Annotated in this window: 16 protein-coding genes; 8 read left to right on the top strand and 8 right to left on the bottom strand. The window is 68.7% G+C overall.

Annotation, left to right across the window (positions count from 1 at the left end; all coding sequences use genetic code 11):
* Positions 1–313 precede the first annotated feature (313 nt).
* Together AB0H50_RS29110 and AB0H50_RS29115 are read right to left on the bottom strand one after the other, a co-directional pair.
* On the bottom strand, positions 314–760 hold the full coding sequence (locus tag AB0H50_RS29110; protein ID WP_357458730.1) for a hypothetical protein: 447 nt from the start codon (positions 758–760) through the stop codon (positions 314–316).
* 86 nt (positions 761–846) lie between these two features.
* A complete protein-coding gene (locus AB0H50_RS29115; protein ID WP_357458881.1) occupies positions 847–1,491 on the bottom strand; it encodes a PaaI family thioesterase in 645 nt (214 codons plus the stop codon).
* A gap of 186 nt (positions 1,492–1,677) precedes the next feature.
* Between AB0H50_RS29115 and AB0H50_RS29120 the strand changes: the two genes are divergently transcribed.
* From AB0H50_RS29120 to AB0H50_RS29140, 5 genes are all read left to right on the top strand, one after another.
* The gene (locus AB0H50_RS29120) at positions 1,678–2,571 is read left to right on the top strand and encodes a 1,4-dihydroxy-2-naphthoyl-CoA synthase (RefSeq protein WP_357458733.1); all 894 of its coding nucleotides are present in this window, start codon (positions 1,678–1,680) and stop codon (positions 2,569–2,571) included.
* A gap of 16 nt (positions 2,572–2,587) precedes the next feature.
* Positions 2,588–2,980 (top strand): VOC family protein, encoded by a 393-nt coding sequence (locus tag AB0H50_RS29125; RefSeq protein ID WP_357458735.1) that lies wholly within the window; start codon positions 2,588–2,590, stop codon positions 2,978–2,980.
* Positions 2,981–3,333: 353 nt separating this feature from the next.
* Positions 3,334–4,467, top strand: coding sequence for an o-succinylbenzoate--CoA ligase (gene menE, locus AB0H50_RS29130; protein WP_357458884.1), 1,134 nt, complete (start codon positions 3,334–3,336; stop codon positions 4,465–4,467).
* A gap of 152 nt (positions 4,468–4,619) precedes the next feature.
* A complete protein-coding gene (locus tag AB0H50_RS29135) occupies positions 4,620–5,600 on the top strand; it encodes an ATP-binding cassette domain-containing protein (RefSeq protein WP_357458737.1) in 981 nt (326 codons plus the stop codon).
* Entirely contained in the window at positions 5,597–6,430 is an 834-nt protein-coding gene (locus tag AB0H50_RS29140; protein WP_357458740.1) for an ABC transporter permease, read from the top strand. The genes AB0H50_RS29135 and AB0H50_RS29140 overlap by 4 nt, the downstream gene beginning before the upstream one ends.
* Before the next feature lie 91 nt (positions 6,431–6,521).
* Here the strand turns inward: AB0H50_RS29140 and AB0H50_RS29145 are convergent, their stop codons facing one another.
* Positions 6,522–10,118 carry a BTAD domain-containing putative transcriptional regulator gene (locus AB0H50_RS29145; protein ID WP_357458743.1) on the bottom strand — a complete coding sequence of 1,199 codons (3,597 nt, stop codon included), beginning with the start codon at positions 10,116–10,118 and terminating at the stop codon, positions 6,522–6,524.
* Between the two features lie 114 nt (positions 10,119–10,232).
* Between AB0H50_RS29145 and AB0H50_RS29150 the strand changes: the two genes are divergently transcribed.
* Together AB0H50_RS29150 and AB0H50_RS29155 are read left to right on the top strand one after the other, a co-directional pair.
* Positions 10,233–10,691 carry an SRPBCC family protein gene (locus AB0H50_RS29150; RefSeq protein WP_357458745.1) on the top strand — a complete coding sequence of 153 codons (459 nt, stop codon included), beginning with the start codon at positions 10,233–10,235 and terminating at the stop codon, positions 10,689–10,691.
* A 54-nt stretch (positions 10,692–10,745) separates the two neighbouring features.
* Positions 10,746–11,615, top strand: a complete 870-nt coding sequence (locus AB0H50_RS29155; RefSeq protein ID WP_357458747.1) for a 1,4-dihydroxy-2-naphthoate polyprenyltransferase — start codon at positions 10,746–10,748, stop codon at positions 11,613–11,615.
* Positions 11,616–11,623: 8 nt separating this feature from the next.
* Here the strand turns inward: AB0H50_RS29155 and AB0H50_RS29160 are convergent, their stop codons facing one another.
* The 5 genes from AB0H50_RS29160 to AB0H50_RS29180 form a co-directional block, all read right to left on the bottom strand.
* On the bottom strand, positions 11,624–12,016 hold the full coding sequence (locus AB0H50_RS29160) for a phage holin family protein (RefSeq protein ID WP_357458750.1): 393 nt from the start codon (positions 12,014–12,016) through the stop codon (positions 11,624–11,626).
* Between the two features lie 59 nt (positions 12,017–12,075).
* Positions 12,076–12,654, bottom strand: coding sequence for a Clp protease N-terminal domain-containing protein (locus AB0H50_RS29165; RefSeq protein ID WP_357458753.1), 579 nt, complete (start codon positions 12,652–12,654; stop codon positions 12,076–12,078).
* The gene (locus AB0H50_RS29170) at positions 12,654–12,872 is read right to left on the bottom strand and encodes a hypothetical protein (protein ID WP_068052662.1); all 219 of its coding nucleotides are present in this window, start codon (positions 12,870–12,872) and stop codon (positions 12,654–12,656) included. The genes AB0H50_RS29165 and AB0H50_RS29170 overlap by 1 nt, the downstream gene beginning before the upstream one ends.
* 270 nt (positions 12,873–13,142) lie before the next feature.
* Positions 13,143–14,228, bottom strand: a complete 1,086-nt coding sequence (locus tag AB0H50_RS29175) for a PLP-dependent cysteine synthase family protein (protein ID WP_357458755.1) — start codon at positions 14,226–14,228, stop codon at positions 13,143–13,145.
* Positions 14,225–14,572, bottom strand: coding sequence for a DUF4229 domain-containing protein (locus tag AB0H50_RS29180; protein ID WP_357458756.1), 348 nt, complete (start codon positions 14,570–14,572; stop codon positions 14,225–14,227). The genes AB0H50_RS29175 and AB0H50_RS29180 overlap by 4 nt, the downstream gene beginning before the upstream one ends.
* Positions 14,573–14,755: 183 nt before the next feature.
* Between AB0H50_RS29180 and AB0H50_RS29185 the strand changes: the two genes are divergently transcribed.
* Positions 14,756–14,968 (top strand): BldC family transcriptional regulator, encoded by a 213-nt coding sequence (locus tag AB0H50_RS29185; protein ID WP_357458758.1) that lies wholly within the window; start codon positions 14,756–14,758, stop codon positions 14,966–14,968.
* Positions 14,969–15,056 lie beyond the last annotated feature (88 nt).

Genomic DNA, 15,056 nt, shown 5'->3' on the forward strand with positions numbered 1-15,056 from the left:
CGGGCGCGCGGGGGTTCGCGGCCCCGGGTTACGCGAGTCTGCCCAGCCGAGTCTCGCCACTTCTTCGCTTGCTACTCGCCCCCACAGAAGCGCGACGGCCGCGAACGGGCTCGTAAGACTCGCCCCGGGGGTGGCTGGGAGAGTGGGATCGAGCGTTCGGGTTGCAGTGCGCGCTTGGCCCGGCCGAGACGGCTGGGCACGGCTGTTCAGCGAGTTGCGTTGCCGTGCGGTGGATGCGCGGTGACCGCGGGAAAAGCACAGTCGCACGCCGAGCTCGGTCGGCCGGGGCTCGGCGTGCGTCCGCTGTGCGCGATCAGTTCGCGTGGCGCTGCACCAGGTCACCGAGGCGCGGGAGGGCCTCGATGACGTTCTTCTTGGCCGAGGAGCGCATCGAGGAGTACACCTTCTGCAGCGCGGGACGGCTGGAGGCCGCGGCGCGGGCGTCGGTCACCTGGAGGAGCGCCTCGGCGACCTCGTCGGACTTGGACACGAGCAGGTCGGCGAACTGGCCCGAACCCGCGGCCTTGTACTCCTGCCAGAACGGCTCCAGCTGCTCGACCAGCTTGGGCGCCAAGGACTCCAGCGCGTCCGGCACGATGGACGGGCTGATCTTCTTCACCGCAGCGTAGCCGCCCTTGACCGCAAGGCCGGACGCCCCGCCCTTATCCGACACCTCGGCGTCGAGAACCTCCTTGGCATCGGCAAGGAAGGCCGAGCGCTTCGCGTCGTCGAGCAGGGATTCAGACAGTGCTGCAACCACTTTCAGGTTCCTCCGGAATAGATGTCGATGAACGAGCGCACGCCACTATACGCACTGGTGCGCGCCGTCACACGAGCTAGTTCCGCTCACGGCTGCCACGGCAGCAACTGCACCATCAGCCCTTCACAATCTGCCAGCAAATCGCCCTGCTCATCGCGCAATTCGGCGGTGATGAAGGTCTTGCGACCCTCGACGCGGTCGACCCGCCCGCACACCGTCAGCGTTCGCTCCAGCGGAGTGATCTTGCGATAGTTCACGTGTAGGTAGGCCGTCCGGCTGATCGGCCTGCCCGCGTAGTGCACGATCATGCCGAGCAGGTCGTCGAACAGCAGCGGGAGCACGCCGCCGTGCGCCGCGCCGTTGCCACCGAGATGGAAACGACGGAACTCGCCCGTCATGGTGATGCCGTCCGGTCCGGCCGAGAGCACCCGCCACGGCAGCAGCAACAGGCTGCCGCGCCCGGGCAGTTCCACCGCGCGCCCCGCCGGACCTTGCAATTCCGGTGCGCGATAGGGCTCGAGCAGCTCGATGAGCCCGCGTGCCTGCGCCAACGCCTCGCCGAACACTTCGTCGGACGCGTCGACCGAGACCGCCAGATCCTGCAGCGTGCGCATCGCTTCCACGAACGGCCCGAAATTCGAACCGATCTGGGCGCGGGAGACCTTGGGGAATCCGCCGTGCGTCTCGTATCGGCTCTCGTCCACCGCGCTGCGATCGATGCGCGGGCGAATCGCCGTCCCCTGGGAACGCGGCGCACCCGATTCTGCGGGCGCCTCCGCGGCGGAATCTGGAACAGGTTTCACACGCTCGCTCATACCTGCACGGTAACGCGTAGTTTTACACCGTCAAGTCCACGGAGCCGGAATGCGCGGAAGTCGCTGGCACCGGATCTTTCGCCGCGGGCAATAATCACAAGCGTGACGTTCAATCCCAAGCTGTGGCGACCGGTCCCCGGATTCGAGAATCTGACCGACATCACCTACCACCGGCATATCGAGCAGGGCACGGTGCGGGTGGCGTTCGATCGGCCCGAGGTGCGCAACGCGTTTCGTCCGCACACCGTCGACGAGCTCTACCGGGCGCTCGACCACGCGCGGATGACTCCCGACGTCGGCGCGGTCCTGATCACCGGCAACGGACCGAGCCCCAAGGACGGCGGCTGGGCCTTCTGCTCCGGCGGTGACCAGCGCATTCGCGGCCGCAGCGGCTACCAGTACGCCAGCGGCGAGACCTCGGACACCGTCGACCAGGCGCGCGCTGGCAGGCTGCACATCCTCGAGGTGCAGCGCCTCATCCGCTTCATGCCCAAGGTCGTCATCGCGCTGGTCAACGGCTGGGCCGCGGGCGGAGGACACAGCCTGCACGTGGTCTGCGACCTGACGCTGGCCAGCCGCGAGCACGCCAGGTTCAAGCAGACCGACGCCGACGTCGGCAGTTTCGACGGCGGCTACGGCAGCGCCTACCTGGCCAAGATGGTCGGCCAGAAGTTCGCTCGCGAGATCTTCTTCCTGGGCAGGCCCTACACCGCCGAGGAGATGCACCAGATGGGCGCGGTCAACAAGGTCGTCGACCACGCCGAGCTGGAGGACGTCGCGCTGGAGTGGACCGCCGACATCAACGGCAAATCCCCGCAGGCGCAGCGCATGCTGAAGTACGCGTTCAACCTGCTCGACGACGGCCTGGTCGGCCAGCAGCTGTTCGCGGGCGAAGCCACCCGCATGGCGTACATGACCGACGAAGCGGTGGAAGGCCGCGACGCCTTCCTGGAGAAGCGCGAGCCGGACTGGACGCCCTACCCCTGGTACTTCTGACGAAGGGACTGGCCCAATGGAGATCCTCAGCAGCCGGGTGATTCTGCGGCCGGGCGACTACACGAAAACACTCGAGTTCTATCGCGACGGACTGGGTCTCGCGATCGCCAGGGAATATCCAGGCGGAACCGTTTTCTTCGCTGGACAGTCGCTGGTGGAGGTCGCGGCGCACGGCGGGACGGGCGCGTCGACGGCCTTCGACGGCGCGATCTGGTTGCAGGTGCGCGATGTCGACTCCGCCGCTGTCGAGCTGGCGCTGAAGGGAATCCCGATCGATCGCGCACCGAAACAGGAGCCGTGGGGACTGATCGAAATGTGGATCCGCGACCCCGACGGGGTGCCGGTGGTACTGGTCGAGATTCCGCCCGAACATCCGATTCGGCGGGATTCCCGCTGGTCGGACGACTGATCGCCGGCGGGGACCGGACCGGGGTCCGAATGCCGAGTTGCCAAGCCCTGTCTCGGCGAGGACGATAGCCGTCTAGCGGCCGCCCGGCCGCCGATGTCCGGGCGACCGCCATCCGCGACCCGTCCGACGAGTGAATCGCAGTCTCGATGTCTGGCCTAGCCGAGCCCCATTCCTTCGGGGCGGCCGCACGCTGCGCGCGCCGCCCCAGCAAACCGACCCGTTCCCCGCGCGACGGCGCGGGCATGACACGATCCCTATCGTGATGGAACCGAGCGACGGCGAGGTGTGGTCGTGAGCGAGCGCCAGAGCTTCAGCGAGGCAAAGTCGTGAACAACACTTTGCGGACGCTTCCTATGCCGACCGGATCCGGTCTGGGCGACGTGCTACCGCATCTGCGAGAAGCGTTGGAAGGCAACGGCCCCGCGTGGCTGCCCATCCCGACCAGCGACCGCAGGGAGGCCCGTCGGCTCAGCGACGCGCTCTCCCCCGGCGAAGCGATCGATGACGACGTGGCGCTGGTCGTCACCACCTCCGGCACCACCGGCGTGCCCAAGGGCGCGATGCTCAGCGCCTCCGCGCTGCGCGCCAGCGGCACCGCGACCCACGACCGCCTCGGTGGACCGGGCACCTGGCTGCTCGCGCTGCCCACCCACCACATCGCCGGACTCCAGGTCCTTTTGCGCAGCATCCTCGCGGGCACCGAACCCGCCGTGCTCGACGTCTCCGGCGGCTTCCTTCCCGAGGCCCTGGCCGGCGCGGTGTCGGGCATGCGCGGCGAACGCCGCTACACCGCCCTGGTGCCGACCCAGCTGATCAAGGCACTCGACGCACCCGCCGCGGCCGAAGCGCTCGCCGATCTCGACGCGGTGCTCGTCGGCGGAGCGGCCACACCCCTGCCGGTCTACCAGCGCGCGAAAGCGGCCGGTATCAACGTCGTTCGCACCTATGGCATGAGCGAGACCTGCGGCGGCTGCGTCTACGAGGGCGTGCCGCTGGACGGCGCGAAGGTGCGCATCGAAGACGGCCGCGTGCTGCTCGGCGGCGCCATGATCGCCAGCGGTTACCGCGGCCAGCCCGATCATCCCGCCTTCGACGAACCCGGCTGGTTCCGCACCGAGGACGCGGGCACTTTCGACAACGGCGTGCTGCAGGTCACCGGACGCCTGGACGAGGCCATCATGACGGGCGGATTGCTGGTGATCCCGCAGGTCGTCGAGGCCGTGCTGGTGACGCACCCGTCCATCAGCGAGTGTGTGGTGCTCGGCCTGCCCGACGAACGCCTCGGCCAGCGCGTCGCGGTCGCGGTCGTCCCCACCGCGGGAGCCACCCCCACGCTCGAGGAACTGCGCGAACACGTCGTCCGCGAGCTCGACGCCATAGCCGCACCCCGCGAGCTGGCGCTGCTGGACGAACTGCCGCTGCACGGCCCCGGCAAACCCAACCGGACCGAACTCCGCGAACTGCTCCTCGCCCAGTCCCCGAACTGAGGCCCTCGCAGACTCTCCGCACGCCTCAGCAAGCAACCTCTGCGAGGCGTACGAACACTCTGCGAAGGTGAAACCTCCTGTGGGCGTGACGCAAGAGAGCGTGCAATCGCGGCGCAAGGGTGGTGCAAGCCCAGGGCGACAGAGTTCGTGGCATGAAATCTTTCGCATCACATGCGGCGCCGGCCGTCGAAGCCGACGCACTTGTCAAGGTGTTCGGGGAGCAGCGGGCCGTGGACGGGGTGAGTCTGGCGGTACCGCAGGGCTCGGTGTACGGGGTACTCGGGCCGAACGGAGCGGGCAAGACCACGACCATCCGGATGCTCTCGACGCTGCTGCGTCCCGACGGCGGTCGCGCCAGGATCTTCGGCCACGATGTGGTCGCCGAGCCGAACGCGGTCCGATCGCTGCTCGGGCTCACCGGGCAGTACGCCTCGGTGGACGAGGACCTGACCGCCACCGAAAACCTGATCATCTTCTCCCGCCTGCTCGGTCTGAGCCGGGCCGACTCCCGGCGTAAGGCGAGCGAGCTGCTCGAGGAGTTCGACCTCACGGAAGCGGCGAGCAAGCCGCTGAAGAACTTCTCCGGCGGTATGCGCCGCCGCCTCGATCTCGCGGCAAGCCTGATCGCCACGCCGCCGCTGCTGTTTCTCGACGAGCCGACCACCGGCCTCGATCCGCGCACCCGCGCGCAGATGTGGGAGACCATCCGCCGCCTCGTCCGCGACGGCGCGACGGTGCTGCTCACCACGCAGTACCTGGACGAGGCGGATCAGCTGGCCGACCGGATCGCCGTGATCGACCGCGGCCGGGTGATCGCCGACGGCACCGCCGACGAACTCAAGGCCTCGGTCGGCGGCTCCTCGCTGCATCTGGCCTTGGTCGACGAGGCGCAGCTCGCCGACGCCCGCCGCATCGTCGGCGATTTCCTCGGCGCCGAAGCACAGATCACCCCCGAGGCCGGACGGCTCACCGCGCCGCTGCCCGACGCGAGCGTCACCACCGACCTGCTGATCCGGCTGCGCGAGTGGGATATCGCGATCGACGAGATCACGGTGAGCAAGCCGAGCCTGGACGAAGTCTTCCTGACCATCACCGGCCATCCGGCCGACGACAACGAACGGAGCGCGGCATGACCACCATCACCGCACCGGTCGCCGCCACCGCGGCCCCCATCCGAATCCCCGAAGCCAACAACCGAATCGGCCTGCGCCAGACGGTGACCAGCTCGTTCACCATGGCCTACCGGGGCATCCTCAAGATCAAGCACAAGCCCGAGCAGCTGTTCGACGTGACGATCCAGCCGATCCTGTTCACAGCGCTGTTCACCTACATCTTCGGCGGCGCCATCGCGGGCAACGCGCACGACTACCTCCCGCTGCTGATTCCCGGCATCCTCGTGCAGACCGTGGTGCTCACCTCGGTGGTCACCGGCACCCAGCTGCGCGAGGACATGGACAAGGGCGTCTTCGACCGCTTCAAATCGCTTCCGATCGCCCGTATCTCGGCGCTGAGCGGTGCGCTGATCGCCGACATGGTGCGCTACGGCATCGCCACCACGCTCACCGTGATCGTCGGCCTGTGCCTCGGCTACCGTCCGGGCGGCGGCGTGCTCGGCGTGCTGGTCGCCGCGGTGGTCATCGTGCTGTGTTCGTTCGCGATCAGCTGGATCTGGGCTCTTGTCGGCGTGACCGGCAAGAGCGCCGCAGGGGTGCAGGGCATGTCGATGATGGTGATGTTCCCGCTCACCTTCATGTCCGGCGCGTTCGCTCCGGCGCACACCATGCCGGGCTGGATGCAGGGGATCAACCACGTCAACCCGGTCTACTACATGGTGAACGCGTGCCGAGACCTGATGAACGGCAATGTCTACGGCAGCAATCTGGCGTGGTCGCTGCTCGGCTCGGTGGTCGTGATCGCCGTCTTCGCACCGCTGACGGTCAAGGCGTATATGCGCAGGGCCTGATCGACACGGCGCGGAGTGCCTGATCGACTCGGCACGGCCGGAATCTCGAAGGGGGTTCCGGCCTTTGCCGTTTTCGCCAGGCCCGGCGGGCCTAGCCGTCCAGCATTCCGCTCAATTCGCGCAGCAGGGAGATGATCCGTGCCGCTCCGTTCCTGCGGCGCAGCCCGGCGGCCGCGCGCGAGGCCGCGTCCATCCGCTCGGCACCGACTCGCGATCGATGGAAGTCCCAGTGTCGCCGCACCATCATGGAGGGATAGTCCTGCCGGGCAACGACCTTCGCGGACAGCGCGAGCAGCTCCATGCCTGCCGCGGCGTCCGGCTCGATCGCGAGCCGATGCGAGCCGACCGCGCAGGCCACCGCGCCGATCTGCGGCAGGTCGTAGAACTGGGCCAGCCTGCCCGCCGCGCCCTCGGCGAGTTCGGCGGCGAGCTCCGTCGCCGCCTCGGCACGTCCGCACAGCACCTGCGCGCCGACCATCGCGCTCGCCAGCATGAGCCCGCCAGGCCCCGGCGCCAGATCCTCGTCCGGCCAGCCCAACAACTCCAGCGACCTGCGGTAGTACCGCAATCCGGTGTCCGTATCACCCTCGGCCAGTGCGAGTTCCGCGACGCCGCACGACACTGCCGCCAGCCGATGGTTACGCCGGACGTTCGGATCGTCGATCGGGGCGATATAGGCCGGGTCGTCGGACGCGCCCAGCGCGAAGTCCAATTCCTCGCGCGCCCGCTCCACCTGACCGACGCCGATCAACGCGACCGCGAGATAGCTGCGGATCTCCACGGCCTCGTCGTGAGCCCGCAAGGTGCGCAGCGCCGCGGCGGCCCTGCGGTAGTAGGCCACCGACTCGGCGTAGCGGGCGGTCTGGCCGCCGAGCTGGCCCAAGTGCTGGCAGACCATGGCGACGCCCCACAAATCGTCGGGCTCGAGCAACCGCAGGGCGCCGAGCGCGTCACGGGCCGAGCCGTGCACGTCGCCCGCGTTCTCCCTGATATTCGCGCGGGCGATGAGCGCGGCCGCCCGCACGTCCGGGTCGGATGAACGCGCGCCGTCGGCGAGCATGCGCGCCACGCCTTTTCCTGAGACATCGGCGATCAGCAGCCCGCCGAGGAGGCGCAGCCCGGGATTCATGCCGACGGCGGTGCGAAGCAGCACCCGGGTGCGCGCCCGCAAGGTGGCCAGCGGGCGCGGATCGGCGCTCGAGTAGACCAGGTGTATTCCGATCGTCAGTCCGGCCAGCATCCGCAGATCCGCGAGGACGCCGCGCACGGGTTCCGGCTCCGGTGTGCAGCGCAGCACTCGCGGCCCCCACGACGTCAGCTCCATGTGCGCGCCGCGCATCATCCACAGCATCGCGAGGACCGGGAACACGCGATACACCGTCGCGGCGTCGTCGCGGTCCAGCGCGTCGCGCAGCACCGCCGCCAGGTTGTCCTGTTCGGCGGCGACCGAGAGCACCGTCGTCACCTGGTCGTCGGTGCGATAGCGCAGGGCGGCGTCCACCGAGTATTCGGCCGCCCATCGCGATATCCGCCGCATGACGAGGTCACCTTCACCGACGGTGGTCAGCTGTTCCTCGCCGAATTCACGGACCGTCTCCAACATTCGGTACCGCGTGCCGTCCTCGTCCTCGAGCACGGTGAGCAGCGACTGGCTCACCAGGCCGTCCACCGCGGCGGCCACGTCGTCGACGTCCGGACCGCCAGCCACCGCCTCCGCGGCGCTCGACGTGAAACCCGCTGGAAAACGGCACATTCGGCGCAATGTCGCCTGCTGCGGCGGGTCGAGCAGGTTCCAGCTCCACGCGATCACCGCGTGCAGCGTGCGGTGCCGTTCCGGTGACGAACGGTCGCCGCCGCGCAGCAGCGCGAACCGGTGCTCGAGCCGGGATTCGATCTCCTCGACACCCATGGTGCGGGCGCGGGCGGCGGCGAGTTCGATGGCCAGCGGCAGGCCGTCCAGCATCGCGCACAGCCTGGCGACGGCGTCCGGGTCCAAGCGCACCGTCGGCCGCACCGCGCGGGCTCGCGCGCTGAACAGGTCGGTGGCGGGCGAGCCCGCGGCGTCGATGGCCAAGGGCGCCAAGGGATAGACGCTCTCCGCGGTGATGGCCAGCGGGGCGCGGCTGGTGGTCAGCACGGTGAGCTGGTCGCAGCTGCCGATCAGGTCGGCGACGACTTCGGCGACGGCGTCGATGAGGTGTTCGCAATTGTCCAAGATCAACAGCATCGGACGGGCCGACAGCGCGTCGCGCAGCCGCCTGCCCGTGTCGATTCGCCCCGGGCGCAGCAGACCGGGCTCGCGGACCACCTCGCCGATGCCGAGCGTCGTGCTGATCGCCGACTCGATGTCGGCGCGCGCGTCGGCGACGCTGGTCGAGCGCACCGACGCGAGCTCCACCAGCACGACGGATTCGCGCCGCGCCACCCTGGCCCCGACTTCGTTGGCCACCCGGGTCTTTCCGGTGCCGCCCGGCCCCAGCACGGTGACCACCCTTGCGGCGCGCAGCAGCTCGGCGAGCTGGTCGAGGTCGGCATCCCTGCCCAGCAGCGCGTTCGGTGCGGCGCGCAAGCCGATGGCCTCGTGCGGCGTGTCGGAACGGGACCGGAGCTGTGACGCTGTGCTCGTGTCGGGTGCTGGGATACCGACGACCATGGTTTCGTTTCTCGCGGAACTGTCGTCGGGCTCGGGAAATGCTGCCCGCGCCGGATTCTCGACGACGTTCAGTGCCGCGGCTCCCAGCCCACCGCTGGCTGCGACGCTTTCGCGGTAGCTCGACGTGTCGACCGCCGCGTCGGTCGATCCGTTCGTCCCGTGCCCCTGCACAGTCGGCGCACTCGGTGTGCCTTCGACCACCTCACCCCGCAGGATGGCGGTGTTCAACTCGACCAGCGCCCGTCCGGGATCCGCGCCGAGCTGATCGGCCAGGAGGGTGCGGAACGCGGCGAAGGACTCCAGCGCCTCGTTCGGGCGACCGGCTCGCGTGAGCAGACGCATGAGGGTGTGCTGCGCGGGTTCGTCGAGAGGTTCGGCGGAGGCGCGTCGCCGCGCCAGGACCAGTGCACCCCGAATATCGCCGCGGGATTCCCGCGCGGTCAGCTCGAGCGCGTCGAGTTCGGCGGCCAGCGATGCCGCGACGCGGGCGAGTTCTTCCGCGATCTCGCCGGGCGGCAGATCCGCGGCGGGTTCGCCGCGCCAGAGCGCTCGCGCCTCGTGCACCGACCCCAGGCACGCGGTGACGTCCCCTGCCGTGAGCTCGCCGCGCGCGCTGAAAAGCAACGCACCGCCGAGCGTCAGGTCGACCTGGTCGGGCGCGAAGGTGAGCCGGTACCCCGCGGGACCGATCTCCAACGCCCCGTCGGGCAGCGTCGAGCGCAGCCGCGACACCTGGGTGTGCAGCGCGTTCATCGGCGCGCGGGGCGGCTGGTCGGCCCATACGTCATCGATCAAGGCCGCAGCCGTCCGGCTGCGACCCGGTCGCAGGGCGAGCGCGGTGAGCAGCAGCCGGGACCGGGCGCCGGGTACGGGTGTGAGTGCGCCGTCGCGCCGCAGCGCGACCTCGCCGAGCAGGGCCACCACGACCGATGCGCCCGCCTGCGGCGTAGCGGTGGGATTCGGGCCATCGGGGCCGCGCCGATCTGGAAACATGCCGTCGTCATCGTATGCGAGCGAGCGGGCTGAGACTGACATCGTTTTCCTCCGTGGATAACGGCGGACTTGCGCCTACGCGTATCTCCGCATTCGCTCCGGCCGTGCGCGGTCTGTCGTCGGGCTTTGCCCGGGAGCACCTATTAGGCTCTGCGCATGGCTGAGTTCGAAGTGGTCCGGCGGGTCGTCGTTTCGGCCGAGCCCGCGCACATTCACGCGCTCATCGACAGTTTCCGGGAGTGGACCAAGTGGTCCCCCTGGGAGGATCTGGACCCGGAGCTGCAGCGCACCTACTCCGGAGCGGCATCCGGCGTCGGCGCGCACTACGCCTGGAGCGGTAACCGCAAGGCGGGCGCGGGCAACATGGAGATCGTCTCCGACGCCGAACGCGAGATCGGCATCCGGCTGGAGTTCCGCAAGCCCTTCAAAGCGACCAACCACGTCGACTTCGAGCTGAATCCCACCGAGTCGGGCGCCACCGAGGTGGTCTGGCGGATGACCGGACAGCAGCAGGGCCTGATGGCGTTGCTCGGCAAGGTGATCTCCATGGACCGGTTGGTCGGCAAGGACTTCGAGAAGGGGCTCACCCGGCTGAAGGAAGCGGCCGAAGCCTGAGGGCAAGCGGGCCGTCGGCGGGCTTCGCCCGGCTGCGCCTATTAGGCTGCGTTCATGGCTACTGCAGCGCAATGGATCGAGGGCGCACGGCCCCGCACCCTGCCGAACGCGATCGCCCCGGTCATCGCCGGTACCGGCGCCGCAGCCTCGCTCGACGCCGCGGTGTGGTGGAAAGCCGTTCTGGCGCTGCTGGTTTCGCTGGCTCTGATCATCGGGGTCAACTACGCCAACGACTATTCCGACGGCATCAGGGGCACCGACGACGAACGCGTCGGTCCGCTGCGGCTGGTCGGGTCCAAGCTCGCCTCGCCCGCGTCGGTCAAGAACGCCGCGATCCTGAGCTTGGCGATCGGCGCCGTTCTCGGGCTGATCCTCGTCGCGACGACCGCGTGGTGGCTGCTGCTGGTCGGCGTGGCCTGCCTGGCAGGCGCCTGGTTCTACACCGGTGGCAGCAAGCCGTACGGCTACAGCGGTTTCGGCGAGCTCGCGGTGTTCGTGTTCTTCGGGCTGGTCGCAGTGCTCGGCACGCAGTTCGTGCAGGCCGAGCGCGTCGACTGGGTGGGTGCGGCGCTCGCGGTCGCGGTCGGCTCGTTCTCCAGCGCGGTGCTGGTGGCCAACAACCTGCGCGACATCCCCACCGACACCGAATCCGGAAAGACCACGCTCGCGGTCAAGCTCGGCGATCCCCGCACCCGCACCCTGCACCTCGCGCTGCTGGCCGCGCCGTTCGTGGTCACCCTGCTGCTGGTGATCCGCACCCCCTTCGCCCTCGTGGGCGTGCTCGCCCTCCCGCTCGCGGTGCGCGCCAACGCACCCGTGCGGTCGGGCGGCAACGGCTTGGAACTGATTCCGGCGCTGCGTGATTCCGGTCTCGCCCTGCTCGCCTGGTCGGCGCTGACCGCGCTGGCGCTCGGCTTCGCCTGACCCGCGCGTCAGTCCTTGTCGGGAACCAGCACGCCGAGAACCCAGTTCACCAGCGAGATGATGATGCCGCCGAGCACGGCGGCCCAGAACCCGTTGACCTGAAGGCCGTATTCGGGTGCATCGGCGAGTTCGGTGATCTCGGCGGTCAGCCACAGCATCAGCGCGTTGATCAGCAACAGGAACAGGCCGAGGGTCACCACGATCAGCGGCAGCGACAACAGTTTCACCAACGGCTTCACCAGCGCGTTGACCACGGTGAACACCACCGCGATGGCAATGGCGACGAGAATCTCGCCGCCGGTGCCGTTCTCGTCCGGGCTAAGGATCTTGATTCCGTCTACCCATTCGGCGGCCAACCATATGGCGAACGCGTTGATGATCAACCGAAGCACAAGCTGCATGCGCACATGCTAAGTCCGGTTGACCGCCGCCGCTGGCGGGAAAGGATTTTCCGTGCCCGTCAGGCCGCACGGTCGAGCAGTGCGTGCACCTTCGGCCGCAGGTCGTGGATCGGCCCTGAACCGCCGAACAGGCTCACCGTGGTTTGATTCGGCGCGCGCAGGATGCCGAGCAGCACGTGCCCGGATTCGATGCTTTTGTCCTTGCGCGCGAGGGCTTCCCGCAGTGAGAGCTCGAGCACTTTCTTCGCGTCCCTGGTGAACGGGATGTGTCCGTCGTTCCACCGCGGCCGCCCGAGGAATCCGCGTCGCGGCTCGGGGAGCGGACGGTCCAGCACGTCCTCGCCGAAGCCCGCCTCCAGCGATTCGCGCACCGCGTCCAGGTCGATGCCGATCGAGCGCAGCGCCTCGGCGTCTTCGGCGCCGAGCGGCTCGCCGCGCCCCTTGGCGTTCAACGCGCTCAGCACACCCTCGTGGGTGAGCCCGGCGTCCGCGAGCAGCGCCTTCAGCTCCGGCTCGCCCTGCGCGAGCAGACCGAGCAGCACGTGCTCGACCTCGATGCTCGGCGACCGCAGCTCACGGGCGTCTTCCTGCGCGATCACCACTGCCGTCCGCGCCGACCTGCTGAACCGTTCGAACATCAGCTTCTGCCTTTCCGGTTGTACTTCTGGTGGACCGCCTGCTTGCTGACCTCGAGCGCGTCGGCGATCGCCTGCCATGACCAGCCCTGCGCGCGGGCGTTGGTCACCTGGATCGCCTCCAGCCGTTCGAGCAGCCGACGCAGTGCGAGCACGGCGCGCAGCCCGACCTTGGGGTCGGGACTGCCCGCGGCGGCCGCCAGGGTGGTTGCCTCAGTCATGGCGTCAATTTTGATTGACATCAGCGGTGTATGTCAACAAAAATTGACGCGCAATGCGGTGCGGAAGCGCGGGTTTCGCTACGGGAGGAACGCCAAAGGGCAGTTTGCGCACAGTCGGACGAAGGCGGAGTACGCACAACAGACGCAGCCCGACGAAGTCCGTCCAAGAACCGCGCATGGCCGGAGCGAAGGCGGAGTACGCACAACAGGCGCAGCCGGACGAAGTCCGTCCAAGAACCGCGCATGGCCGGAGCGAAGGCGGAGGTACGCCTACCCGTTCCAGATTCCGGTGGCGTGGAATTCGTCGAGCACGGCGGTCGGCTCGGCCAGGTTCATGCCCTGCGCGGCGACCCACTGGTCGTCGAAATAGGTTCCGGCGTATCGGTCTCCGCCGTCACAGAGCAGGGTGACCACGCTGCCGCTGCGCTTTTCGGCGAGCATCTCCGCGATCAGGTGGAACACGCCCCACAGATTGGTCCCGGTCGACCCGCCGACGCGGCGGCCAAGCACGCCGCTGGCATGCCGCATGGCGGCGATCGAGGCGACGTCGGGCACCTCGATCATCCGGTCCACCACCTGCCCGACGAACGAGGGCTCCACTCGCGGGCGGCCGATGCCTTCGATCCGCGAGGGCATGCCGGTCTGGTATCCGGCGTCCCCGGTCTCGTAGCCGCCGTAGAAGGCGGAATTCTCTGGATCGACCACGGCGAGCTTGGTGGCATGCCTGCGGTAGCGGATGTAGCGGCCGATGGTGGCGCTGGTGCCGCCGGTGCCCGCACCCGCCACGATCCATTCCGGCACGGGGTGCGTCTCGAGCACCATCTGCTCGAAGATGGATTCGGCGATGTTGTTGTTGCCTCGCCAGTCGGTGGCCCGCTCGGCGTGGGTGAACTGGTCCATGTAGTGGCCGTCGCACTCGACCGCCAGCCGCGCCGCCTCGGTGTACATGTCCGGCGGACGCTCCACGAAATGGCAACGGCCGCCCTGCGCCTCGATCAGCGCGATCTTCTGCGGCGAGGTGCTCGCTGGCATCACCGCGACGAAGTCCAAGCCGAGCAGCTTCGCGAAATACGCCTCGCTCACGGCAGTCGACCCCGAGGACGCCTCCACCACCGTGGTGCCCTCGGTAACCCAGCCGTTGCAGATGGCATACAGGAACAGCGAGCGAGCGAGGCGATGCTTGAGGCTGCCGGTGATGTGGGTGGACTCGTCCTTCAGGTACAGCTGGATGTTCCACTCGACCGGCAGCGGATAGCGGAGCAGATGGGTGTCGGCGGAGCGCTGGGCGTCGGCGTCGATCAACCGCACCGCGTTGTCGACCCAGTCGCGGGGTGCGCTGTGGTCGCAGTACTTCACTTGGCCGCTCCGGACCCGTCCTCACCTCGCAGGCGCGCACGCAGCTGCGCCTTGTCCTTGCGGCGCTTCTCGTCGACCACCGCGATGTCCTCGTTGACCTTGGCGCGCAGCTTCTTGAACAGCGCCAGCGACAGCGGCATCGCGATGATCAGCGCGAAGAGGGCGGCGACGACCAGCGGAATGTCCACCGAGACCAGTCGCGCGGCCAGGATGATCACCGCCGTGATCACCGCGACCAGCGCCAGCCTGGCCAGCGTGTACAGCGCCAGGTTCACGGCCAGTCTGCGGCCGGGACGCGCGGTGGGCTGGGACGATGCACCGTCCGGACGAGTCGAGTCGCTCACGTTGACCAGAGTATGCGAAGCTGTTGCCCGCTCTCGGGCCACACCCGTTTCAGACGTTGGACGACGATCCGTTTTGTCCATTACTTCGCCTTTACCAACTGTAGGTGGTTCGCGTACCTAGGGGTCGGGGTGCAACGATGGCGCCATCTGATGAGGGAACTGTCGAGAACGGAGAGGTTTGCTATGACTGCGATCACCGTCGGCGGCCAGGACACTCTGCTGACACCCGGCCAAGTGGCTGCCCTGTTCCACGTCGATCCGAAGACCGTCACCCGCTGGGCCCACGCCGGGCGCCTCGGCTCGCTGCGCACTCCGGGCGGGCATCGCCGTTTCCGGGAGTCCGAGGTCCTTCAGCTGCTGAGGTCGCTGACCACGGAAGCAACCCCCACCCGCTAGAACGACCACGACCGGCGCGGGCATTCGTGCCCGCGCCCGGTCATGTCGCACCGATTCGGCGCCTGCGGTGTGCGCGGACGTCGCGCGC

Origin of the sequence: Nocardia sp. NPDC050793 (assembly GCF_040654065.1) — a bacterium.
In the GTDB taxonomy this organism is placed as follows: Bacteria; Actinomycetota; Actinomycetes; order Mycobacteriales; family Mycobacteriaceae; genus Nocardia.